Annotated in this window: 20 protein-coding genes; 14 read left to right on the top strand and 6 right to left on the bottom strand. The window is 66.8% G+C overall.

Annotated elements, in window-relative coordinates; genetic code table 11:
- Positions 1–58: 58 nt before the first annotated feature.
- Positions 59–1,093 carry a 4-hydroxythreonine-4-phosphate dehydrogenase PdxA gene (locus AC07O0_RS03680; RefSeq protein ID WP_494620127.1) on the bottom strand — a complete coding sequence of 345 codons (1,035 nt, stop codon included), beginning with the start codon at positions 1,091–1,093 and terminating at the stop codon, positions 59–61.
- 242 nt (positions 1,094–1,335) lie between these two features.
- On the opposite strand from AC07O0_RS03680, the gene AC07O0_RS03675 reads away from it, so the two are divergent.
- From AC07O0_RS03675 to AC07O0_RS03660, 4 genes are all read left to right on the top strand, one after another.
- Positions 1,336–2,022: a GntR family transcriptional regulator gene (locus AC07O0_RS03675; RefSeq protein WP_494620125.1), complete on the top strand. Its 687-nt coding sequence runs from the start codon at positions 1,336–1,338 to the stop codon at positions 2,020–2,022.
- Positions 2,023–2,235: 213 nt separating this feature from the next.
- The gene (aspT, locus tag AC07O0_RS03670; RefSeq protein WP_494620123.1) at positions 2,236–3,921 is read left to right on the top strand and encodes an aspartate-alanine antiporter; all 1,686 of its coding nucleotides are present in this window, start codon (positions 2,236–2,238) and stop codon (positions 3,919–3,921) included.
- Between the two features lie 17 nt (positions 3,922–3,938).
- Entirely contained in the window at positions 3,939–5,531 is a 1,593-nt protein-coding gene (locus AC07O0_RS03665) for a bifunctional aspartate transaminase/aspartate 4-decarboxylase (RefSeq protein WP_494620121.1), read from the top strand.
- A 53-nt stretch (positions 5,532–5,584) separates the two neighbouring features.
- Entirely contained in the window at positions 5,585–5,869 is a 285-nt protein-coding gene (locus AC07O0_RS03660) for a hypothetical protein (RefSeq protein ID WP_494620119.1), read from the top strand.
- Here AC07O0_RS03660 and AC07O0_RS03655 read toward each other — a convergent pair.
- Both AC07O0_RS03655 and AC07O0_RS03650 read right to left on the bottom strand, forming a co-directional pair.
- On the bottom strand, positions 5,856–7,088 hold the full coding sequence (locus AC07O0_RS03655) for an HlyD family secretion protein (protein ID WP_494620117.1): 1,233 nt from the start codon (positions 7,086–7,088) through the stop codon (positions 5,856–5,858). The two genes, AC07O0_RS03660 and AC07O0_RS03655, sit on opposite strands and share 14 nt — an antisense overlap.
- Before the next feature lie 10 nt (positions 7,089–7,098).
- On the bottom strand, positions 7,099–7,554 hold the full coding sequence (locus AC07O0_RS03650; RefSeq protein ID WP_494620115.1) for a hypothetical protein: 456 nt from the start codon (positions 7,552–7,554) through the stop codon (positions 7,099–7,101).
- Positions 7,555–7,709: 155 nt separating this feature from the next.
- Between AC07O0_RS03650 and AC07O0_RS03645 the strand changes: the two genes are divergently transcribed.
- From AC07O0_RS03645 to AC07O0_RS03610, 8 genes are all read left to right on the top strand, one after another.
- Complete coding sequence (locus tag AC07O0_RS03645; protein WP_494620113.1) at positions 7,710–8,624, top strand: LysR family transcriptional regulator; 915 nt, start codon at positions 7,710–7,712, stop codon at positions 8,622–8,624.
- 116 nt (positions 8,625–8,740) lie between these two features.
- A complete protein-coding gene (locus AC07O0_RS03640; protein ID WP_494620111.1) occupies positions 8,741–9,625 on the top strand; it encodes a shikimate dehydrogenase in 885 nt (294 codons plus the stop codon).
- A gap of 66 nt (positions 9,626–9,691) precedes the next feature.
- The gene (locus tag AC07O0_RS03635) at positions 9,692–10,828 is read left to right on the top strand and encodes an ABC transporter substrate-binding protein (protein WP_494620109.1); all 1,137 of its coding nucleotides are present in this window, start codon (positions 9,692–9,694) and stop codon (positions 10,826–10,828) included.
- A 111-nt stretch (positions 10,829–10,939) separates the two neighbouring features.
- Positions 10,940–11,818, top strand: coding sequence for a branched-chain amino acid ABC transporter permease (locus AC07O0_RS03630; RefSeq protein ID WP_091831401.1), 879 nt, complete (start codon positions 10,940–10,942; stop codon positions 11,816–11,818).
- The gene (locus AC07O0_RS03625; RefSeq protein ID WP_494620107.1) at positions 11,815–12,828 is read left to right on the top strand and encodes a branched-chain amino acid ABC transporter permease; all 1,014 of its coding nucleotides are present in this window, start codon (positions 11,815–11,817) and stop codon (positions 12,826–12,828) included. The genes AC07O0_RS03630 and AC07O0_RS03625 overlap by 4 nt, the downstream gene beginning before the upstream one ends.
- Entirely contained in the window at positions 12,825–13,568 is a 744-nt protein-coding gene (locus AC07O0_RS03620; RefSeq protein WP_494620105.1) for an ABC transporter ATP-binding protein, read from the top strand. The genes AC07O0_RS03625 and AC07O0_RS03620 overlap by 4 nt, the downstream gene beginning before the upstream one ends.
- An 11-nt stretch (positions 13,569–13,579) precedes the next feature.
- Positions 13,580–14,317 carry an ABC transporter ATP-binding protein gene (locus AC07O0_RS03615; protein WP_494620103.1) on the top strand — a complete coding sequence of 246 codons (738 nt, stop codon included), beginning with the start codon at positions 13,580–13,582 and terminating at the stop codon, positions 14,315–14,317.
- 4 nt (positions 14,318–14,321) lie between these two features.
- Positions 14,322–16,217 carry a bifunctional sugar phosphate isomerase/epimerase/4-hydroxyphenylpyruvate dioxygenase family protein gene (locus tag AC07O0_RS03610; protein WP_494620102.1) on the top strand — a complete coding sequence of 632 codons (1,896 nt, stop codon included), beginning with the start codon at positions 14,322–14,324 and terminating at the stop codon, positions 16,215–16,217.
- Positions 16,218–16,333: 116 nt separating this feature from the next.
- Here AC07O0_RS03610 and AC07O0_RS03605 read toward each other — a convergent pair whose 3' ends face one another.
- Positions 16,334–17,320, bottom strand: a complete 987-nt coding sequence (locus AC07O0_RS03605; RefSeq protein WP_494620100.1) for an MBL fold metallo-hydrolase — start codon at positions 17,318–17,320, stop codon at positions 16,334–16,336.
- Between the two features lie 180 nt (positions 17,321–17,500).
- On the opposite strand from AC07O0_RS03605, the gene AC07O0_RS03600 reads away from it, so the two are divergent.
- Together AC07O0_RS03600 and AC07O0_RS03595 are read left to right on the top strand one after the other, a co-directional pair.
- Positions 17,501–18,487, top strand: coding sequence for a LysR family transcriptional regulator (locus tag AC07O0_RS03600; RefSeq protein WP_494620098.1), 987 nt, complete (start codon positions 17,501–17,503; stop codon positions 18,485–18,487).
- 73 nt (positions 18,488–18,560) lie between these two features.
- Positions 18,561–19,685 carry a zinc-dependent alcohol dehydrogenase family protein gene (locus AC07O0_RS03595; protein ID WP_494620096.1) on the top strand — a complete coding sequence of 375 codons (1,125 nt, stop codon included), beginning with the start codon at positions 18,561–18,563 and terminating at the stop codon, positions 19,683–19,685.
- On the opposite strand, the gene AC07O0_RS03590 is transcribed toward AC07O0_RS03595, so the two are convergent.
- Together AC07O0_RS03590 and nadA are read right to left on the bottom strand one after the other, a co-directional pair.
- Positions 19,672–21,255, bottom strand: a complete 1,584-nt coding sequence (locus AC07O0_RS03590) for an L-aspartate oxidase (protein ID WP_494620094.1) — start codon at positions 21,253–21,255, stop codon at positions 19,672–19,674. The genes AC07O0_RS03595 and AC07O0_RS03590 overlap by 14 nt on opposite strands.
- Positions 21,252–22,235 carry a quinolinate synthase NadA gene (gene nadA / locus AC07O0_RS03585; RefSeq protein ID WP_494620092.1) on the bottom strand — a complete coding sequence of 328 codons (984 nt, stop codon included), beginning with the start codon at positions 22,233–22,235 and terminating at the stop codon, positions 21,252–21,254. Before nadA ends, AC07O0_RS03590 begins: the two co-directional genes overlap by 4 nt.
- Positions 22,236–22,250 lie beyond the last annotated feature (15 nt).

Genomic DNA, 22,250 nt, shown 5'->3' with positions numbered 1-22,250 from the left:
TGGATGATTGTTGAAATGGGGCGCGGCTCTTTGCGGCCGCTTCGCCGGGACGTAATTTTCAGGCGGCCTTGCGCGCCGCCTTGCCTTCGCTCGCCATCTTGATCGCGAGCGAGAGCGCCGCGCGGGTCGCGCCGAGATTGGCGATGCCCTTGCCGGCGATCTCATAGGCCGTGCCATGGGCCGGCGTGCAGATCGGAAACGGGAAGCCGCCGATCAGGGTGACGCCGCGGTCGAAGCCCATCAGCTTCATCGCGATCTGGCCCTGGTCGTGATACATCGTCAGAACAGCGTCGAAATCGCCGTTCTTGGCGCGCAGGAACACGGTGTCGGAGGGGAACGGCCCCTCGACCACATAGCCCCTGGCCTTGGCCGCCTTCACCGCCGGCTCGATCGTCTCGATCTCGTCGCGGCCGAAATTGCCGCCATCGCCGGCGTGAGGATTGATGCCGGCGACCGCGATGCGCGGCGGATTGAAGCCGGCGGCGCGCAGGTTCCGGTCTGCGAGATCGAGGGCGCGCAGGATGCGCTCCTGGGTGATGTTCTGCGCCACTTCAGACAGCGGGATATGCGACGTGACGCGGGCGTTCCAGAGCTTCTCCAGCACGTTGAACTCGCTGGCCGGCCCCTCGAACGCGATCGCGTCGCGCACGAAGCGGATCTCGTCGTCATAGCCGGGATAGGCGAAGCGCATCGCCGCCTTGTTGAAGGGGGTGAAGAACACCGCATCGGCCTTGCCGGAGGCGGCGAGGCGCAGCGCGCGGCGGAAATTGTCGGTCGCGGCCTTGCCGCCGGCGAGCGTCGCCGTGCCGCGCTGGAGGTCGGCCGGATCGTGGTTCTTGAGATCGACAAAGATCGGTTTGCCGGCATCGGCCGGCAGGGCATCGCCCTCGCCGACGACATTGAGATCGGGGGTCAGGCCGGCATCGTCGGCGCCAAGCTGGAAAAGGCGATAGTCGCCGAAGACGATGTAGCGGGCGGCCTTGCTGAAGTCAGGCTCGGCCAGGATGCGGGCGGTGAGTTCGGGGCTGATGCCGGAAGGGTCGCCCATCGCGACCGCGATCACCGGCAAGGAAGCCTGCGCCTTGATGTCCATCTCGTCCTCCCGAGGCCGGCCGCAGCCGGTTGCTTGGCTTTCGGCCTATCATGGGCAGCGACGAGAAGGCAAGTATGCTGTATGCAGCATAACATTCCTGCACTACTCTGCCGCGAGTCCGGCAGCGGCTTCACCTGTCCACAGGCGAGGCCGCGTTCGATCAGGAGGGGCGCGTCACAGCAACCCCGGCCGCGTTGACAGCGCGAAAGCACCATGCCGTACAGATACAAAGGAGAGCCGCGATGACGAACGAGGCCGGCATGTCCAGCGAGGCGCAGGACGTCTATCCGCGCATCACGCGGCGCACCCTGCACGAAGAGGTGCTCGAACGACTGCGCGACATGATCATCGAGGGCAGGCTCGCGCCCGGTCAGCGCATCAATGAAGGCGCTGTCGGCGCGCAGCTCGGAGTCTCGCGCACCCCGTTGCGCGAGGCGATCAAGACGCTGGCGAGCGAGGGCCTGGTCGAGATCCAGCCGGCCAAGGGCGCGATCGTCCGCAAGTTCTCGGCACAGGACCTGCTGCAGATCCTCGAAGTGCTGAAGACGCTGGAACAGCTCGGCGGCCGGATGACCTGCGCGCAGGCGAGCGACGAGACCATCGCCGGGATCAAGGCGATGCATGACGAGATGATGGAGCTCTACCGGGTCCGCAACCGGCTCGACTACTTCAAGCTCAACCAGGCGATCCACAGCGCGATCGTCGCCGCCTCCGGCAACAACGTGCTGGTCGAGATGCACGGCACCTTGCAGGCCAGGATCAAGCGGCTGCGCTTCGTCGGCAATGAAGGCCCGGAAAAATGGGCCGGTGCCGTGGCCGAGCACGAGGAGATGATCGAGGCGCTGCTGAAGCGCGACGGCGACGCGCTCGCCGTGATCATCGGCAAGCACATGGACTCGACGCTGGTACGCGTCCGCGACGTGCTCTGAGTCCAGTGCGCCTTCAAAACTCAAGGCATATCCACGGGCGCAGCCGCTGCGCCTGACATAATGGCGCGTTCAGTTAGAGGATGAACGCGCTGGACACCGCCCGCGATAGTTGCTTACCATGTATATATTCAATCAGAACGGTTATAATTTAAGTCAATAACAGCACAGCAGACGACCTTGGTTCCCGCAGACTTCGATGTCGATGGAGCGCTTATGTCCTGGCTGCACGCCCTGTTCGCCCAGTCGCCCGAAATCGCATTATTTCTGTCTCTCGCCATCGGCTACTGGGTCGGCAAATTCCAGTTCGGCAAGTTCCAGCTCGGCGGCGTCGCCGGTTCGCTTCTTGCTGCCGTGATCATCAGCCAGGTCGGTGTCTCCATCGACAACGGCATCAAATCCGTCCTGTTCGCCCTGTTCATCTACGCGGTCGGCTATGAGAGCGGCCCACAATTCTTCCGCTCGCTCGGGCGCCAGTCGCTGCGTGAGATCGCGATGGCGACCGTGCTGGCGGTGAGCGGCCTGATCACCGTCGTCGTGCTGGCGCGCATGTTCGGGCTCGACAAGGGGCTGGCGGCCGGGATCGCGGCCGGCGGCCTGACCCAGTCGGCGATCATCGGCACGGCCGGCGCCGCGATCGGCAAGCTCGGCCTCGCCGCCGACGAGACCCAGCGCCTGCAGGCCAATGTCGCGATCGGCTATGCCGTCACCTATATCTTCGGCTCGTTCGGCGCGATCATCGTCTGCGTCAACATCCTGCCCTGGTTCATGCGGCGAAGCATTCGCGACGACGCGATCAAGGCCGAGGCGGAGATGCTGGCCGGAGCACGCAGCTACGGTGTCGGCGAGCATGCGGCGGCGCCCGATCTGGTCGGGCGGATCTATCGCATCGAGACCGCGGCCGGCCGCAGCGTCGCCGAAGTCGAGGGCGCCAGCCCCCAGCCGATCAGCATCGAGCGCATCAAGCGCGGCGGCGCGCTGATCGGCGCGGAACCGTCGCTCAAGCTCGAAGCGGGTGACATCGTCCTGCTGGTCGGGCGCCGCTCGGGCGTGGTCGGCCTCTCACAGCAGCTCGGCCCGGAGCTCGAATCCTCGGAGGGCATGGATGTGGTCGTCGTCACCCGCGACGTCGCAATCACCGCGCCTGCCTTCGTCAAGCGCACCGTCGCCGAGATCCGCAGCTCGACCGCCGCGGATCTGCGCCATGGTGTCTATGTGATCGCGGTCAAGCGGGCCGGCACCGCGTTGCCGCTCGAAGGCGCGACGGTGATCGAGCCTGGCGACGTCGCCACGCTCTACGGCACGGCCGAGGATGTGCAGCGCGTGGCGCGCCAGGTCGGCAGCGTCATCATCCCGAGCGACAAGACCGATTTCGTCTTCCACGGCTTCGGCCTCGTGGTCGGCCTGCTGATCGGCCTCGCGGTGGTCCGGATCGGCGACATCCCGCTGACCCTGGGCAGCGGCGGCGGCGCCCTGCTCTCGGGCCTGGCCTTCGGCTGGTATCGCAGCCGCAACATGACGCTCGGCAACATGCCGACCGCGGCCTCGACGCTGCTGCGCGATCTCGGCCTCGCAGGTTTCGTCGCGGTGGTGGGCCTGCAATCCGGGCTGCAGGCCGTCAGCACGATCGCCGACAAGGGCCTGTCGATCTTCCTGATCGGCGTCGTGGTGACGCTGCTGCCGCTGCTGATCACCATGGTCTTCGGCCGCTATGTCCTGCGCTACGACAACACCGCCGTCTTCGCCGGCGCCCTGTCGGGCTCGCGCAGCGCCAACCCGGCCTTCGGCGAGATCCTCGACAAGGCCGGGAACTCGATCCCGACCACGCCCTTCGCCATCACCTACGCCCTCGCCAACGTCTTCCTGACCTTGCTCGGACCGCTCGTCGTCGCCTTTGCCTGAACCGATCGGAGTTTGCCATGGCCACCGACTACTCGAAATACGCCAAGCTCAGCCCGTTCGAGCTCAAGGACGAGCTGATCAAGCTGGCCTCCGGCAAGGCGAACCGGCTGATGCTCAATGCCGGCCGCGGCAATCCCAATTTCCTGGCCACCCTGCCCCGCCGCGCCTTCTTCCGCCTCGGCCTCTTCGCCGTGGCCGAGGCCGAGCTCTCCTATTCCTACATGGAGAACGGCGTTGGCGGCCTGCCGAAGATCGAGGGCATCGAAGGACGGTTCGAGCGCTTCACCGCCGAGCACCGCGACCAACCGGGCGTCGTCTTCCTCGGCCGGGCGCTGAGCTATGTCCGCGACCAGCTCGGCTTGCCGCCTTCCGACTTCCTGCACGAGATGGTCGAGGGCATCCTCGGCAGCAACTACCCCGTGCCGCCGCGGATGCTCAGGATCAGCGAGGAGATCGTCAAGCAGTACATCGTCAAGGAGATGATCGGCGGCTTCCTGCCGGCGGGCAGCATCGACCTCTTCGCCACCGAGGGCGGCACGGCGGCGATGGCCTATATCTTCAACACGCTGAAGCAGAACGGCCTGTTGAAGCGCGGCGACAAGGTCGCGATCGGCCTGCCGGTGTTCACGCCCTATATCGAGATCCCCGAGCTCGAAGAATACGGGCTCGTCGAGGTCGCGATCAACGCCGACCCCGCCAAGGGCTGGCAATTCCCGGACGAGGAACTCGACAAGCTCAAGGACCCGGCGGTCAAGATCTTCTTCTGCGTCAACCCGAGCAACCCGCCCTCGGTCAAGATGGACGATCGCAGCCTCGACCGCGTCGCCGCGATCGTGCGCGATCATCGGCCGGACCTGTTCATCCTGACCGACGACGTTTACGGCACCTTCGCCGACGAGTTCCGCTCGCTGTTCGCGACCTGCCCGCAGAACACCATGCTGGTCTACTCGTTCTCGAAATATTTCGGCGCGACCGGCTGGCGCCTCGGCGTGATCGCCACGCACAAGCAGAACGTCTTCGACAGCGCGCTCAACGCCCTGCCCGAAAAGGCCAAGAAGAGCCTCGACCACCGCTATGGCTCGCTTTTGCCGGATGTGCGCTCGCTGCGCTTCATCGACCGCATCGTCGCCGATAGCCGGGCGGTGGCGCTCAACCACACCGCCGGCCTGTCGACGCCGCAGCAGATCCAGATGGTGCTGTTCTCGCTGTTCGCGCTGATGGACGAGAGCGACAGCTACAAGGCCGAGCTGAAGAAGCTGATCCGCCGGCGCGAGACTGCGCTCTATCGCGAGCTCGGCATCGAACAGGACAGCGATCCGAACGCCGTCGACTACTACACCCTGCTCGACCTCGAGGAAATCGCGCGCAAGCTCTATGGCGAGGAGTTCGCCGCCTGGGTGCTCAAGCGCTCGGCCGCCGGCGATTTCCTGTTCCGCATCGCCGACGAGACCGGGATCGTGCTGCTGCCCGGGCGCGGCTTCGGCACGAAGCAGCCGGCCGGGCGCGCCTCGCTCGCCAATCTCAACGAGTACGAATACGCCAATATCGGCAGGGCCCTGCGCAGCATGGCCGACCAGTTCTACGCTCAATACAAGAAGGGCAAGAAGTAAGGCGCTCCGACGCACCTCGCACACGCCCCGCCCAACGACCATGGAGAACGCCGATGATCCCACGGATCACCGCCGGCGCGCTCGCCGCGTCGGCCGTCATCGCCCTGTCCGCAAGCTTGCTGGCCAGCCCCGCGGCCGCCTGCAACCGGATGGACGGCTGCATCCACGATGCCCAGCTCGAGAATTACGGCATGATGCATGACGGCCGCATGGACACGGCCATGCGCAGCGGCGCGGCGAATGTCGAAGCGTTCAGGGAGATGGGTACAGCGGCCACCCGGCAGGAGCAGCCCCGACCCCAGCCAAGGAAGCGGTCGGCCAACCTCAGTGGCCGCTGAAGACCAGCGTCTTGATCGGCAACACCAGCGCCTGGATGCGCAGCAGCATGGCGTGCACAATTCCGGTCGCATCAACCGCGTGCAGCGCGATACGGCGGAGCGTGCCGGTCTCCTTGGCCGCGATCACGTCATGATTGTTGCTGTAGGCATTGGCGATGCAGCTCGAGCCCGGCGTCACCCCGTCGAGCCCATTCGGGTAAAGCGGCTCGAGATAGGTCAGGATCGTCCCCGGCCGCACGACCTGCTGGGCGTCGATCAGTTGCTCGCCGCTGCGGAGCTGGCCAGCGGCGATGAAATCCTGCACGCCGGTCACGACCATCGGAATGATTGTCCAGGGCTTCGAGATGCAGGTGACCTCGGCGACCATGCCGACCTTCATCACTTGCGCCTCGATCTGGCCGAAGCCGGCCTGAAGCCGCCCGCGGCCGGCCTCCTCCGGGATGATCGCGCCGGCCGGACGCATGAACGGGTTGACGATGTCGCCGGGCCGCAGCGTGAACTGCTCGACATGCCCGTTGAAGCCGGCCCGCACCACGGTCTTGCTCAGCTCGACCTCGGCCTGCGCCAGCGCGGCCTCGGCACTGGCCCGCTCGGCCGGAAGCAAGGTCGAGATCTTGGTCTGGGCGGCGGCCTGCGACGCTGTGGTCGAGGCGACCGCGGCCTCGCGTCCTGCGGTGATGTTCTCCAGCCGCTCGATCTCGCGGGTCGCGACGATGTCGTCGTTGCGCCGCTTCAGTTCGCGCTTGGTCTGCAATTCGTCGAGCGCCTGCTGCAGCGCGCTCTTCGCTTCCTGGATCTTGCCGTCGAAGGTGAGGATGTCGGCCCTCGCGACCACCAGCGCGGCATCGACCTCGGCGAGCTTGCGCCGCGCGGTCTCGACCGCCGCCTGCTGGCTGGTGCTGTCGAGCGTGAAAATCGGTGCGCCCTGCGCGACCTTGCCGCTAACGCCGACATGGACCTGCGCGACCCTGCCGTTGATCTCCGGCACGATCGGAACGCTGCGGAAGAACACCGTGGCTGATGTCGTCGAGGGGTGATTGTAGAAGATCACCGTGATCAGCCCGACCGTCAGCATCACGCAAGTGACGATGCCCCAGCGCAGTTCGAACCAGGCCGAGTAGAGCGTGATCTCCTTGCCCAGCCGCTTGCCCTGGCCATAGCGGCGGTAGAGGTAGTCCGGGACGAGGGTGAAGAGTGCGCAGATGAGAAGTTCGAGCATCGCCGCCCCCTCAGTGCTGGCCGGCAGGCGCGGCAGCTACGACCGACGCAGGTGACTGCTCGCCTTCCGGCGGGACGATGCCATGCTCGACGTCTGAAGCGGCTTCGCCGCCGCGCCCGGGCGCGATGCCTGCGATCTTTTCGAGCGCGCCGGCCATGCGGCTGAACATGCCCGAGAAATCGGGGACGTCGATCAGGGCAAGCAGCAGGCCGATCACCCAGAACAGATGCACATGCGTGAACAGGGCGAGCAGCCCGAGCACGGCGACGATCTCGAACTGCAGCTTGTGCGATTTATGCGCGATGCGCTCGGGCAAGGTGTGCAGGCGCAGAAAGAGCAGGCCGACGCCGAGCACGGCAGCGATCAGAAGGATCGCCGCGGCGACCATCAGATAATCCGTGCCGCCCGGATCGGTGATGAAGGCGGGCAGGTGATGCGGCGCCGCCGGGTGAGCCTGGTTCGCCATATCCATCCCCCCGGATCCATAGACGACGTAGGGGCAGGTGACGAATAAACCGCGCCAGAGTCAATCAGCCTCGACCGGACTACGCCCTCCCGCCTTGACAGGCAGCCAGCCCTCGCCTCCGCTGTCGTCAAGAAGCCGGCGAGGACACGCCACCCATGCTCACGCTGCGCCAGATCGAGGTGATCCGGGCGATCATGATCACCGGCACGATCGCCGGCGCAGCGAAGCTGCTCAACGTCTCCGCTCCCGGCATCAGCCGGCTGATGAAGCACACCGAGCGGACGCTCCGGCTCAAGCTGTTCGAGCGCAAGCATGGCCGCTACGTGCCGACGCCGGAAGCCAAGGACATCTTCGAGCAGATCAACGGCGTCTATCGCAAGGTCGACGACCTGCACTCGATGCTGGCCCGGATCGAGCGCGGCGGCGATGTCGAGTTCAAGCTCGGCTCGGTGCCGAGCATCTGCCATGTCATGGTGCCGCGCGCGATCGAACGCCTCAGGCGCAAGCACCCCGACCTGCGCATCGACATCAACATCCTGAAGATCGAGGAGGCGCTCGACTACCTCCTGCTCGGCAAGGGCGAGATCGTGGCGATGAGCTACAAGCTCGACCACCCCGGCCTGGATTTCATGCCGCTCGCCATGGGCGAACTGCTCTGCATCGTTCCGCAGGGCCACGCACTCGCCGGCCGCAGCAGCATCTCGGCCCGCGAGATCGTGCAGCATCAGCTGATCGGCATCGATCCGAACGACCCTTACGGGCGGATCATGAGCGAGATCTTCGAGCACCAGCGACTGCGCTACGACATGGCGATCAAGGCGCGCTTCGGCACCACGGTCTGCTCGCTGGTCAGGGCCGGGCTCGGCATCGCCATCATCGATCAGTTCACCGTCGCCCATGGCTCGATGCAGGGCATCGTCACCATCCCGATCGAGGAACCGACCAGCTTCCAGACCTATGTCGCGATGAAGAACGACAAGGCCCCCTCGCTCTATGCCGAGACCTTCGTGAAACTGCTGCGCGAAGAGATGAACGCGGTGGTTGGGCCACGGCTTGCAGGTTCACCCTGAAAGATAACATCAGGTTAGGCGCTAGCGACAAATTGGTTATCGCGTTAGCGGTTCAAATCGGTTTATGTCGGAGCGATTGAGGAAGCCTGCCAAGACGGGCGCCCGAAGGGAATGGAATGTCGACCATCGTCACCGCCAGGAAGAGCAAGCGGGTGCTGCTCGGGCTGATCGGCTCGCCGATCGCGCATTCGGCGACGCCGGCGGCGCAGGAGGCGGCGGCGCGGGCGGCCGGCATCGAGGCGCACTACCATCTGATCGAGGTCGCCGGTGCCGGGCAAGATGATCTCGTCGCAATGCTCGACGGCATCCGCCGGCTCGGCTTCTCCGGCATCAACGTCACCTTCCCCTACAAGGAAGCGGTCGTGCCGCTGCTCGACGGGCTGTCGGAGCAGGCCGCGGCGATGGGCGCGGTCAACACTGTCGTCGTCGACGATGGCAGGCTGATCGGCCACAACACCGACGCCTCGGGCTTCGCCACCGCCTATCGCCGGCTCGGCCGCCAGGATGGCGACAGGCCGGTCGCGATCATCGGCGCGGGCGGCGTCGGCAGGGCGATCGCCTTCGCGCTCGCCGGCAGCGGCGTCAGCCGGCTCAGGCTCTACGACACTGACCGCAGCAAGGCCGAGGCGCTCGCAGCCGCCCTGGACGGGCGGGCCGAGACCATGATCGCCAGCAGCGCCGAAACCGCCGCCGACGGTGCCGCCGGCATCGTCAACGGCACGCCGATCGGCATGTTGCCGAACCGCGGAATCCCGATCGACGCTGGCGCGATCCAGGCGTCGCAATGGATCGCGGACGCGGTCTATCACCCGCTCTGGACACCGTTGCTGAAAGCGGCGCAGAAGGCCGGCGCAACGGTGATGACCGGGCGAGAGCTCGCCATCCACCAGGGCGTCGACGCCTTCCGGCTGTTCACCGGGCTGGACGCTTCGGAAGCAGTGATCGGCGCGGCCTTCGACGCGGTGATCGCGGCGCGCGAGAAAGCCGATCGCGCCGCCTGAGCAAGACGACCCGGACAGCACCGGGCGGGGATCAAGAAACGTGAAGGACGAGTGGAGGAAACGAGCATGAAGAAGCACTGGATCATCGCCACCGCGCTCGGCATGGCCGTCAGCCTGCCGGCTCTGGCGCAGGACAAGGTCAAGCTGGTCGACGTCGTCGAGCTCTCGGGCGCGGGCGCGACCGCCGGCACTAACTGGAAGAACGGCATCGACCTCGCCGTCGCCGACATCAACGCCAAGGGCGGCATCCTCGGCAAGCAGATCGAGATCGTCCACTACGACACGCAGACCAATCCGGGTAACACCCGCGCCGCGGTGCAGCGCGCCATCGACGAGGGCACCTATGCCGTGCTCGGCCCGGTCTTCTCCGGCCCGATCGGCGCCTCCATGCAGATCGCCCAGCGCGCCGAGATCGCCCAGCTCGTCGGCGGCGAGGCGGCCGGCCTGACCAAGCAGGGCAACCAGTACCTGTTCCGCACCTCGCTCAGCCAGAGCGCGGCGATGCCGAAGATCGCCAAATATCTGAAGGACACGGTCAAGGCCGGTTCGGTTGCCGTAGTCTGGGTCAACAACGACTTCGGCAAGGGCGGCCGCGACGCGATCATCCCCGAGCTCGAGAAGGCCGGCATCAAGCTCGCGGTCGACGTCGCCACCGAGCAGGGCCAGGCCGACTTCGCCGCCGATGCGATCAAGGTCAAGAATTCCAACGCCGACGCGATCTTCGTCTATCTGAACGAGGAAGAGAGCGCCCGCTTCCTGCGCGCCGCCAAGCAGCAGGGCATCACCAAGCCGATGGTCGGCGAGACGACGCTGCTCGGCGCCAAGGTGATCGAGCTCGCGGGCGATGCCGCCAATGGCGTCAAGGGCCATGTCGGCCTGTCGATCGACGCGCCGATCCCGGCCTTCCAGGAATTCGGCAAGAAGTTCCAGGCCAAGTACAACTACGCCTCCGATCATAACGGCCTGAAGGGCTACATGGCCGTCTACATGGTCAAATGGGCGACCGAGAAGCAGAAGAAGTTCGACAAGAAGGGCGTCGCCGACACGCTGCGCGGCGCGACGATCAAGACCGCAGAAGAGCCGGGCATCCTGATCGAGACCACGATCGAGAAGAACGGCGACCTCGACCGCGAGAGCTTCCTCGCCGAGGTCAAGGACGGCAAGCAGGTGATCACGGCGACGCTGCCGAAGATCAACCCGTAACAGGCGCGTCATTCTCGGGTGGCGCGGCGCGCCGCCCGAGAATCTCACTATCCAGAGATGGTCGGGTCGGGCCCGACCATGACGCTCAAGGCATCGAGCGAGAGCAAAGCCATGGCCGAATTCCTCGCCTATCTCATCGCCGGCATCGCCACGGGCGCGATCTATGCCCTGGCCGCGATCGGCTTCACTCTGGTCTGGCAGACCTCGCAGACGATCAACTTCGCCCAGGGCGAGTTCGTGATGCTGCCGGCGGTGCTGGTGCTGCTGGCGATCAAGCTGTTCGGCGCGCCGATCTGGCTGGGAGCCCTGATCGGGATCGCCGCCTTCATCCTGATCTTCGGGGTCGGCTTCAAGCTGACGATCGTCGATCCGATGATCCGGCACGGCGTCCTGCCGCTCGCCATCGCGACCATGGCGCTGTCGATCATCATGAAGGAAGGCGCCAAGGACGGCTTCTCGGCCGAGGCGCAGAAATTCCCCTCCTTCGTGCCGACCGAGACGATCTCGGTGTTCGGCGCGGCGATCTCGCTGCAGCATGTCGCGATCATCGCTGTCGCCTTCGCCGTCATCGGCCTGCTGCAATGGTTCGTCGGCGGCACCCGGCTCGGGCGCCAGATGCAGGCGACCGCGCAGAACCCGACGGTTGCGCGCATCCTCGGCATCCCGGTCGAGCGCATGGTGCTGCTGACCTTCGTGATCAATGCGGCGCTCGCCGTCGTCGCCTCCGTGCTGATCTCGCCGATCTATCTGGCGAAATTTTCGAATGGCGAGGTCATCGGCCTGTTCGCCTTCATCGCGGCGATCGTCGGCGGCTTCAACCAGGTTCGCGGCGCCCTCGTCGGCGGGCTGATCGTCGGCATCGTCGACAGCATGGCGGCAGCCTACATCTCGACCTCCTACCGGCTCGCCGTGCCGCTGGTGCTCCTGGTCGTCGTCATCCTCGTCAAGCCGGAAGGCCTGATGGGCCGCAAAGAGGAGCGCCGGGTATGACCGCGCCCGCAACCCACAGCGCCGCTCCGGCGGCGCGCCGCCTGCCCCTGCCCGCCTTCGTCGACGGCACGCTGCTGACGCTGGTCGCCGCCGCGGTGATCCTCTGGTTCGCTCCCTCCGGCATGGGCCGCTACGGCACCTATGTGCTCTCGCTCTGGCTGGTGATGAGCGTCGCCGTGATGGGGCTCAACCTGACGCTTGGCTACGCCGGCCTGAAATCGCTGGCGCAGGCCGCCTTCATGGGCATCGGCGCCTATGCGACAGCGCTCCTGACCAGCAAGGTCGGGCTGAACTGGTACGCTTCCTTCGCGATCTCGGGCGTGCTCACCTTCGCGGTCGGGCTCGTGCTCGGCTTCCCGGCGCTGCGGGTGAAAGCGCATTATCTCGCCTTCGTGACGCTCGCCTTCTCGACGCTGATCTGGCTTGTGCTGCGTAACGAGCAATGGCTCACCGGCGGCGTCTTCGGCCTCTCCAACATCCCGCGCCCGAGCTTCTTCGGGCTGAAGCTCGACGGAGCGCTCGCCTTCCATCGCTTCGTCGTCGTCGTCACCTTCCTGCTCGCGGTCGTGCTCTGGTGGATGATCCGCTCGCCCTGGGGCCGCGCCTTCACGGCGCTGCGCGAGAACCCGATCCGCGCCGCGAGCCTCGGCATCGACACCCGCATGTACACGCTGCTCGCCTTCGCGATCGGCTCTGCCTATGCGGGCTTCGCCGGGGCGCTCTATGCACCGCTGGTCGAGTTCATCGACCCCTCGCCCTTCTCGCTGTCGCAGAGCTTCTTCCTGCTGCTGATGGTGGTCGCGGGCGGCGCCGGCTATCTGCTCGGGCCGTTCATCGGGGCGCTGCTCGGCGTCGTGCTGCCGGAATGGCTGCGCTTTGCCGGTTCGCTCTACCTGATCATCTTCGCGGCGATCGTCATGCTGCTGCTGATCGCCTGCCCGCAAGGCATGAGCGGCCTCTTGGAACGAGGCTGGGCGAAGCTTACCGGCAAGAAGGAGGGCGCGCGATGACTGAGGTCCTCGAAGTCTCGAACCTGCACAAGGCCTTCGGCGGCATCAAGGCGGTGAACGGCGTCTCCTTCAAGGTCAATGAAGGCGAGATCCTCGGCATCATCGGCCCCAATGGCTGCGGCAAGTCGACCCTGTTCAACTGCATCCTCGGCCAGCTGGAGCCGACCGAGGGCGCGGTGAAGCTCGACGGGCGCGACGTCACCAATATGCGCCCATCCGAGCTCAACCGGCTCGGCGTCAGCCGTACCTTCCAGCTGCTGCAGGTCTTCCCCGAGCTCTCGGTGCGCGAGAACCTGATCCTTGCCGGGCAGGAGCACGAAGGCACGATGCTCTCGCGCTTCTTCGGGCCGCGCGATGCCGGCCTTTCGGCCAAGGCCGAGCAGATGATCGGCTTCTTCAAGCTCGGCCATCTCGCCGAGGCCAAGGCGGGCGGGCTCTCCTATGGCCAGCAGAAGCTGCTCGACGCCGCGATGGCCTTCATGGCGGGCCCTCGCCTCGTCCTGCTCGACGAGCCGGCCGGCGGCGTCAACCTGACCATGCTGGGCGACCTCAAGGAACGCCTGCGCGCCATCAATGCAGAGCAGGGCGCGACCTTCGTGGTGATCGAGCACAACATGGATTTCGTGATGTCGCTGTGCTCGCGCGTCATCGTGCTGGCCGAGGGCAAGGTCCTGGCCGAGGGCACTCCGGCCGAGGTCCGCGCCAATCCGGCGGTCATCGAAGCTTATCTCGGGCATTGAGGAGCGATCCCATGACCACCCCCATCCTCGAACTCGACGGCGTGGTCGGCGGCTACGGCGCCATGACCATCCTCAACGGCACCACGTTCAAGGTGCCGCGCGCCGCGATCACCACCGTGATCGGTCCCAACGGCGCCGGCAAGTCTACCGTGTTCAAGGCGATCTTCGGCCTGATCAAGGTGCGCGAGGGCCATATCCGGCTGGAAGGCCAGGAGATCACCAACTGGAACCAGCGCAAGCTGCTCGAAGCCGGCATCTGCTATGTGCCGCAGGGCCGCAACATCTTCCCCGAGCTCTCGGTGCGCCACAATATCGAGCTCGGCGCGGTCGCGGCCGGCAGCCAGATCACCGATATGCCCAAGCGCATCGAGGCAGCCCTCGACCGCTTCCCGTCGCTGCGCGCCAAGGCCGACGTCCAGGCCTCGACCCTCTCCGGCGGCCAGCAGAAGCAGCTCGAGATCGTCCGCGGACTTCTGCTCGATCCCAAGCTGGTGCTGATCGACGAACCCTCGATCGGCCTCTCGCCGATGCTGGTGCAGGAGACCTTCGACATCCTGAAGGAGCTGCGCACCAGAGGCGTCACCATCCTGATGGTCGAGCAGAACGCCCGCTCGGCGCTGGAGATTTCCGACGAGGGCCTGGTGCTGGAGCTCGGCCGAACCCGCATGCAGGGTCCGGCCGCCGACATCCTCGCCGATCCGCGCGTCGGCCAGCTCTTCCTCGGCGGGGCGATGACGGAAGCGGCCTGAGCCCATGAACCCGACCTCGATCGCCACCGTCTCGCTCTCCGGCGATCTCGCCGACAAGCTCCGCGCCATTGCCGCAGCCGGCTTCGACGGGGTCGAAGTCTTCGAGAACGATTTCCTGACCTTCGACGGCAATCCGCGCGATGTCGGCAGGATGATCACTGATCTCGGCCTGGCCATCGTCGCCTTCCAGCCGTTCCGGGATTTCGAAGGCATGCCGGAGCCGCTGCGCGGGCGCACCTTCGAACGGGCGCGGCGCAAGTTCGAATTGATGAACGAGCTCGGCGCCAAGCTGATGCTGATCTGCTCGAACGTCTCGCCGCAATCGCTGGGGGGTATCGACCGCGCGGCCCACGATCTCAGCGAGCTCGGCGACCTCGCCAGCAAGTATGACGTGCGCGTCGGCTTCGAGGCTCTCGCCTGGGGCAAGCACGTCAATGATTATCGTGACGCCTGGGAGATAGTGCGCCGGGCAAACCATGAGCGCATCGGCCTGATCCTCGATTCCTTCCACACGCTGGCGCGGCGCTCGCCACTGGAGCCGATCGCCTCGATCCCCGGCGACCGGATCGAGCTGGTCCAACTCGCCGACGCCCCCCAGCTCGACATGGACGTGCTGAGCTGGAGCCGGCATTTCCGCAACTTCCCGGGCCAGGGCGACCTGCCCGTCGCCGATTTCCTCCGGGCAGTCGAGGCGACCGGCTATTCCGGCCCGCTCTCGCTCGAGATCTTCAACGACCAGTTCCGCGCCGGCTCGGCCAAGCGCGTCGCGGTCGACGGCTTGCGCTCGCTGATCCAGCTTGCCGACCAGACCACCCGTCTGAGCGATCCCGCCAAGGCCGAGATGCCGGACCGTGCGCCGCTGCTCGGCGTCGAATTCATCGAGTTCGCGCTCGACGAGGAGCCGGCGCAGGCACTGACCAGCCTGTTCGCGGCGCTCGGCTTCCACAGAAACGGCGAGCATCGCAGCAAGTCGGTGACACGCTGGAGCCAGGGCGGCATCAACCTGATCGTCAACACCGAGAAGGACGGCTTCGCCCAGTCGCATGCGATCATGCACGGGCCCGGCGTCTGCGCGCTGGCGCTGCGCGTCGCCGATGTCGCGGCGACGATGGCCCGCGCCCGGGCGCTGAAGGATACGACCTTCGAGCAATCGGTCGGACCGGGCGAGATGGAGATCCCGGCGATCCGCGGCGTCGGCGGCAGCCTGATCTATTTCACCGAGCCGCGCCCGGACGGCGCCCAAAGCTGGCATGACGACTTCATCGCCACCGGTGAAGGCGAGAACGCCCCCACCCTGCTCACCGCGGTCGACCACATCTCGCAGTCGATGGACTATGACGAGATGCTATCCTGGCTGCTGTTCTACACCTCGCTCTTCGCGCTCGACCGCGTGCCACAGCTCGCCATCGCCGACCCCGCCGGGCTGGTGCAGAGCCGACCGCTCGTCAACGCGGACGGCTCGGTCCGCCTCATTCTCAACGGCTCGCAGGCGACCCGCACCTTGTCTTCGCGCTTCGTCTCCGAGCATTTCGGCTCGGGCGTTCAGCACATCGCCTTCACCTCGCCGGACATCTTTGCGGCCGTGGCGGCGATGCGGGCCGCCGGGCTCGATTTCCTCGATATTCCCGAGAACTATTACGACGATCTCGAAGCCCGCTACGGGCTGGAGCCGGCCTTCCTCGACCGGCTGCGCGAGCACCACATCCTCTACGATCGCGACGGCGAGGCCGAGTTCCTGCAGGTCTATACTCACGTCTTCGCCCAGCGCTTCTTCTTCGAGATCGTCGAGCGGCGTGGCGGCTATCGCGGTTTCGGCGCGGTCAACGCGCCGGTCAGGCTGGCGGCGCAGGCGCGTGAGGCGCGGCCCGTGACGGTGCCGCGCCCGCTGCACGAGGATTAGCGCCCCCGCACGCTGGCGGAACACCGCTATCCGACAATAATTGTGGCCATGGGTGCCCGGGGCCGCGCCCAGGCACCCATGGCCGCCGCACAAGCCGAGCCTGGGGGAGGACCGGCTCAGCCGCGCAGCATCTGCATTGGCGCTGGATAGTATCGGAAACCATCGCCGGCCTTGGCAAGGTTGCCGAAGCCCGGCCAAGCGAAGTGATAGGACATCACCGGCGTCTTCTGCTCGGCCAGCATGGTCAGCAGCTTCACCCGCGACTGCACCGACATCTTCGGATCCCAGTCATAGGCGAACTCGACGCGCGGATTCTCGGTGAGCAATACCGGATGATGGGTGAGATCGCCGAGGAAGGTGAAGGACTTCCCGCCCGAGGAGACGTTGAAGATGGTATGGCCGGGGCTGTGGCCCGGCGCCGAGATCGCGGTGATGCCCGGCAGGAACTCCTGGCCGTCCTTGAAGAAGACGATGCGGTCGCGCACCGGGCGTAAGTTTGCGCGGGCATGCTCGCCGAAGGCCTTGAACGGCGTGCCGAGCCGGGCGTCGTCGAGCCAGTAATCATGGTCGACCTGGTTGATATAGATCTGCGCATTGGGGAAATTCGGCTTACCCTCGGCCGAGCAGATGCCGCCGGTGTGGTCGATATGGGCATGGCTGCAGACGATCGCGTCGATCGAGGCCGGATCGATGCCGGCTTCCTGCATGCTTTTCAGCAGCCGGCCCGTGGTCGGGCCGAAGGCCTTGGAGAAGCCCATGCCGGTGTCGAACATCACCAGCCGGTCGCCGAAATTGACGATCGGGATGTTCTGCTCGAGCACGACGTTGTCCTTGGCCAGGAAATTCGTCTCGAGCAGGCCGTAGACCTGCTCCTTGGGCAGGCCGAGGAAGCTGGAGCCGGGATCGCCGAGCGGCAGCGGCCCGTCCGACACGACCGTGACCTCGGCTTGCCCGAGCGCGAAGCGGTAATAATAGGGCACCTGGCTGTTCGCGAGCGGGGCTTTGGCGAAGGTGCCGCCAGGCAAGGAAACACCGGCGGCGAGCGCGGCAGCGCCGGACAGGAACCCGCGGCGATCGAGGGAGGGAATGAGCAGCTTCGACATGGCGTTCCTCCAGGTGAAAGGGGAGCGGCGTCGGGCGCCGTCTTCTTCGCCGGGCGGCCGTAGTGTCGCGACAGGCCTTGCCGGAAGGGAAAGATGCACGCCCGCGGAGTGGACGGCCAATAAGGCTTCGCTCTAGTCTGCATAAGCGAAAGCTGCCGCTCGATATGGCGGCATCGGACCATGACCGAGGGGGATCGGGCGGCGATGGATCTGCGCCAGTTGCGCTATTTTACGGCCATCGTCGAACAGGGCTCGTTCTCCAAGGCGGCAGGCAAGCTTCGAGTGGCGCAGCCGGCGCTGAGCCAGCATCTGCGCCATATGGAGGACGAGCTCGGCGTCGCCCTGCTGCATCGCGGCACGCGCGGCGTGCAGCCGACCGAGGCCGGCGAGCGTCTGCTCGCCAAGGCCCGCACCATCCTCGCCGAGTTCGCTGAACTGCGCGACAGCGTCCGCGGCGAGCAGGCGGCGCCGGCCGGCGAGGTCCGCATCGGCCTGCCGGGCACGGTCAGCGAGCAGTTCAGCGTGCCGCTGATCGAGGCGACGCAGGAGCGCTTTCCGGATGTGCGCATCCGCATCGCCGAGGCGATGAGCGGTTTCGTGCTCGACTGGCTGCGCAAGGGCGAGGTCGACCTCGCGGTGATCTACTCGACCTCGGACCCGAAGGGGCTCGGCATCCACCATATCCTGACGGAGGAACTCTGCCTGTTCGGCGTGCCGGCCCTTACGGCGCTCAAGACGGCTCCCGGCAAGGCGGTGACCCTGACCGAGGCGGCCGGGCTCGACCTGATCCTGCCCGGGCCAGGCCATGGCCTGCGCGACCAGATCGACGAGGCGGCAGCGGGCATCAACGCTACCGTCCACGCCGCGGTCGAGATTGAATCCTACAGCCAGATCAAGCGCCTGGCCGAACGCGGCCTCGGCTATGGCATCCTGCCGCGCATGGCGGTCAGGGCGCAAGAGAAGGCCGGCATCTTCCACACCTGGTCACTCGAGGAGCCCTCGCTCTATCGCAAGGTCTATCTCGCCTATTCGACCGAGCGGCCGATGACGGCCGCCGCGCGCGCCATCGGCCAGCTTTCCTGGGAGATCCTGCGAGGCCTCGTTGCCGACGAGCGCTGGACCGCGACGCTCGGCGACGAGACCGATCCGCCCGCCTTATACGGCTGATCGGGATTTCGTCTTTGACAGGCGGCGCCGCGGGCCGAACACTCGCCCGCAAATCAGCTCACGAGGACACGCCTTGAAGACCCGCGCCGCCGTGCTGCACGCCAGCCCCGTCACCGCGCCCTATGCGCAGTCGAAGCCGCTCCGGATCGAGGAGGTCGAACTCTCCCCGCCAGCGATGGGCGAGGTGCTGGTCAGGGTGCGCGCCGCGGGCCTCTGCCATTCCGACCTCTCGGTCATCGACGGCAACCGGCCGCGCCCGGTGCCGATGGTGCTCGGCCATGAGGCTGCCGGCGAGGTCGAGGAGGTCGGCCCCGGCGTCACCGACCTCAGGAAGGGCGATCGCGTCGTCATGGTCTTCGTGCCCTCCTGCGGCCATTGCGCGCCGTGCAGCGAGGGGCGCCCTGCCTTGTGCGAGCCCGGCAATGCCGCCAATGGCGTCGGCGAACTGATGGCCGGTGGCCGCCGGCTCTCGCAGAATGGCAAGCCGGTCAACCACCATGTCGGCGTCTCCGCCTTCGCCGAGCACACGGTGATGTCGCGCCATTCGCTGGTGAAGATCGAGGCCGACATCCCGCACGAGATCGCGGCCTTGTTCGGCTGCGCCGTGCTGACCGGCGTCGGCGCTGCGGTGAATACCGCCAAGGTCCGCGCGGGCGAGATGGCTGCGGTCGTCGGGCTCGGCGGCGTCGGCCTCTCGGCCCTGCTCGGTGCCGTCGCCTGCGGCGCCTCGCGCGTCATTGCCGTCGACCTCTCGGACGACAAGCTCAGGATCGCCCGCGAGCTCGGCGCGACCGACACTTTCAATGCCGGCGCGCCCGATGTCGTCGAGGCGATCCGCGCCGCCACGAAGGGAGGTGTCGACCACGGACTCGAAATGGCCGGCTCGGTGAAGGCGCTGGAACTCGCCTACCAGATCACGCGGCGCGGCGGCACGACGACGACGGCCGGCCTCGCCAATCCCGCCCATACGATGTCGCTGGCACCGGTCCGGCTCGTCGGCGAGGAGCGGACGCTGAAGGGCTCCTATGTCGGCTCCTGCATACCGGTGCGCGACATTCCCCGCTTCATCGATCTCTACCAGCGCGGCCGCATGCCGGTCGACAAGCTCTGGACCAGTTCGAGCCCGCTCGAGGGGATCAATGAAGGCTTCGACGCGCTGAACGAAGGCCGCACGATCCGACACGTCATCCAGATGTGAGACTTGGCTCCAGCAACCGCTCGCGCTGGCACTCGACTGGCAGCGCAACGAGATTTCGTGCCTGCTCAAGGGCGGCGTCGAGCGAGAGGGTTGAACGTCGCCGCGCCGCGCGAGCATGCGGGAAATCCGTGCGGTAGTGCGCCCCGACACTGTCCTCGCGCCGCAGCGCCGCGACCGCCATCATCAGGCCGACCAGAGCCGGATCGGCCGCGGCCGTCGAGCCGGTCGCGAGCGGCAGCAGTTGGCGCACCCCGGCTTCGAGTCCGGCCCGATCGCGCAGGACACCGAGCGCCTCGCCCAGAATGGCGCGCGCCGGCGCGGCATCCGCCAGCGGCATCGGAGCCATCGCCGGCTCGTTCACGCGGCGCGCCGGCCCCGCCGGCATCCCACCGAGACTCTGCGCAACCCAGGCGGCGCAAACGACGGCTTCGGTCAGGGAATTGCTGGCGAGCCGGTTGGCGCCGTGCAGCCCGGTGCAGGCTGCCTCGCCGCAGGCCCAGAGCCCGGGAACGGTAGACCGCCCCTCGCCGTCCACGGCGATGCCGCCCATGTGATAATGCGCCGCCGGCCGGACCGGGATCGGTTGCGTCGCCGGATCGATGCCTGCCGCCCAGCAGGCTGCGGCGATCGTTGGGAAACGCTGCGGGAAGCTCGCTCCCAGCGCCGAACGCGCGTCGAGAAAGACATTATGGCCGGCCTGCAGATGCGCCCAGACCCGGCGCGCTACGACGTCGCGCGGAGCGAGCTCCGCACCGGGCGCGCCTGCCATGAAGCGCTCACCGCTTTCGTCGATCAGTGTCGCGCCCTCGCCGCGCACCGCCTCGCTGACCAGCGGCATCGGCCGCGCCGGGCCGTCGAGCACGGTCGGATGAAACTGGACGAACTCCATGTCGGCCAGCACCGCCCCTGCCCGCGCCGCCAGCGCCAGACCCTGCCCGCAGGATGTCAGCGGGTTGGAACTATGCGGAAAGAGGCCGCCGACACCGCCGGTGGCAATGACCGCACGGCGCGTGTCGAACACGACCAGGCGACCGGCGTCATCGCGGGCCAGCACGCCCGCCACCTCGCCATCGGCGAGCAGCAATGACTGCGCCGTGACGCCTTCGAGGATCGTGATCGACGGCGTCCGCCGCGCCGCCTCGACCAGCGCCCGCATCAGCTCGCGGCCGGTGCCGTCACCGGCAGCGTGCACGATACGGCGGCGGCAATGCGCCGCCTCCAGCCCCAACCGCAACGCGCCGTCTGGCGCATGATCGAACATGGCGCCATGGCGCATCAGCGCCTCGATCGCGACCGGAGCGGCCCTCGTCACCTGCTCGGCGATGCCGGGGTCGCAGAGCCCGTCGCCGGCGGCGAGCGTATCGGCGAGGTGCAGCTCTGGACTGTCGTCCGCACCGAGGCTTGCCGCCAGACCGCCTTGCGCCCAGCCGCTCGACGACTGCGTTCCAAGACTGGCCGAGGACAGGAGCAGGACCGGCTCGGGCGCCAGATGCAGCGCGGTCATCAGCCCGGCGAGGCCGGCGCCGATGATCACCGGCCTGCCGTTCAGGCGCTGGATCTCGGGCATCATACCGCCAGCATGCGCTCGACCGCGCGGCGCGCGCCTTCCGCCGTCGCCGGATCGAGCGTCACCGCATGGCGCATCTCCTCCAGCGCCCGGCGGATGTTCGGCAGCGTGATCCGCTTCATGTGCGGGCAGAGATTGCAGGGGCGGATGAAGTCGACATCGGGATGCAGGACCGCGACATTGTCGCTCATCGAGCATTCCGTCATCAGCACGACGCGCGCCGGCTTGTTGGCCGTAACATAGTCCGCCATCGCCGCAGTCGAGCCGGCGAAATCGGAGACGGCGACCACATCCGGCGGGCATTCCGGATGCGCCAGGACGACCACCCCCGGATTGGCCTCGCGTAGCTCGGCGATGTCACCCGGCGTGAAGCGCTCATGCACCTCGCAATGGCCTTTCCAGGCGATGATCTCGACGCTGGTCTCGGCCGCGATGTTGCGGGCGAGATACTCGTCCGGCAGCATGATCACGCGCTCGCTACCGAGGGATTCGACCACCGCCTTGGCGTTGCCCGAGGTGCAGCAGATGTCAGACTCCGCCTTCACCGCCGCCGAGGTGTTGACATAGGTGACGATCGGCACGCCCGGATAGCGCGCCCGCATCAGCCGCACATCCGCCGCCGTGATCGAATCCGCCAGGGAGCAGCCAGCATCGAGATCCGGGATCAACACGGTCTTGTCCGGATTGAGCAGCTTGGCGGTCTCGGCCATGAAGTGGACGCCGGCCAGTACGATCACGTCGGCATCGACCGTCATCGCCTTGCGCGCCAGAGCGAGGCTGTCGCCGACGATATCCGCGACGCAGTGGAAGATCTCCGGCGTCTGGTAATTGTGCGCCAGAATGACCGCGTTGCGCTTACGCTTGAGTTCGAGGATCGCCTCGACATCCCCAGCGAAGACCGGCCATTCAGCGGCCGGGATCACCCGGCGCACGCGTTCGTAAAGGTCCTCGGTTCGTGCCCGAGCAGCAGCAAATGGGGCCATCTTTCTTATACTCCA

This window comes from Allobosea sp. GW821-FHT10B12, from assembly GCF_059415545.1.
This window is presented reverse-complemented; position numbering and strand designations above follow the sequence as displayed.

What these genes read in the sequence shown, in the direction of transcription:
- AC07O0_RS03625 (WP_494620107.1), top strand. Translation starts at nt 11,815, where the DNA reads ATGACCGCGCCCGCAACCCACAGCGCCGCTCCGGCGGCGCGCCGCCTG.
- AC07O0_RS03680 (WP_494620127.1), bottom strand. Translation starts at nt 1,093, where the DNA reads ATGGACATCAAGGCGCAGGCTTCCTTGCCGGTGATCGCGGTCGCGATG.
- AC07O0_RS03605 (WP_494620100.1), bottom strand. Translation starts at nt 17,320, where the DNA reads ATGTCGAAGCTGCTCATTCCCTCCCTCGATCGCCGCGGGTTCCTGTCC.
- AC07O0_RS03615 (WP_494620103.1), top strand. Translation starts at nt 13,580, where the DNA reads ATGACCACCCCCATCCTCGAACTCGACGGCGTGGTCGGCGGCTACGGC.
- AC07O0_RS03655 (WP_494620117.1), bottom strand. Translation starts at nt 7,088, where the DNA reads ATGCTCGAACTTCTCATCTGCGCACTCTTCACCCTCGTCCCGGACTAC.
- AC07O0_RS03610 (WP_494620102.1), top strand. Translation starts at nt 14,322, where the DNA reads ATGAACCCGACCTCGATCGCCACCGTCTCGCTCTCCGGCGATCTCGCC.
- AC07O0_RS03665 (WP_494620121.1), top strand. Translation starts at nt 3,939, where the DNA reads ATGGCCACCGACTACTCGAAATACGCCAAGCTCAGCCCGTTCGAGCTC.
- AC07O0_RS03630 (WP_091831401.1), top strand. Translation starts at nt 10,940, where the DNA reads ATGGCCGAATTCCTCGCCTATCTCATCGCCGGCATCGCCACGGGCGCG.
- aspT (WP_494620123.1), top strand. Translation starts at nt 2,236, where the DNA reads ATGTCCTGGCTGCACGCCCTGTTCGCCCAGTCGCCCGAAATCGCATTA.
- AC07O0_RS03600 (WP_494620098.1), top strand. Translation starts at nt 17,501, where the DNA reads ATGACCGAGGGGGATCGGGCGGCGATGGATCTGCGCCAGTTGCGCTAT.
- AC07O0_RS03650 (WP_494620115.1), bottom strand. Translation starts at nt 7,554, where the DNA reads ATGGCGAACCAGGCTCACCCGGCGGCGCCGCATCACCTGCCCGCCTTC.
- AC07O0_RS03675 (WP_494620125.1), top strand. Translation starts at nt 1,336, where the DNA reads ATGACGAACGAGGCCGGCATGTCCAGCGAGGCGCAGGACGTCTATCCG.
- AC07O0_RS03645 (WP_494620113.1), top strand. Translation starts at nt 7,710, where the DNA reads ATGCTCACGCTGCGCCAGATCGAGGTGATCCGGGCGATCATGATCACC.
- nadA (WP_494620092.1), bottom strand. Translation starts at nt 22,235, where the DNA reads ATGGCCCCATTTGCTGCTGCTCGGGCACGAACCGAGGACCTTTACGAA.
- AC07O0_RS03620 (WP_494620105.1), top strand. Translation starts at nt 12,825, where the DNA reads ATGACTGAGGTCCTCGAAGTCTCGAACCTGCACAAGGCCTTCGGCGGC.
- AC07O0_RS03660 (WP_494620119.1), top strand. Translation starts at nt 5,585, where the DNA reads ATGATCCCACGGATCACCGCCGGCGCGCTCGCCGCGTCGGCCGTCATC.
- AC07O0_RS03590 (WP_494620094.1), bottom strand. Translation starts at nt 21,255, where the DNA reads ATGATGCCCGAGATCCAGCGCCTGAACGGCAGGCCGGTGATCATCGGC.
- AC07O0_RS03635 (WP_494620109.1), top strand. Translation starts at nt 9,692, where the DNA reads ATGAAGAAGCACTGGATCATCGCCACCGCGCTCGGCATGGCCGTCAGC.
- AC07O0_RS03640 (WP_494620111.1), top strand. Translation starts at nt 8,741, where the DNA reads ATGTCGACCATCGTCACCGCCAGGAAGAGCAAGCGGGTGCTGCTCGGG.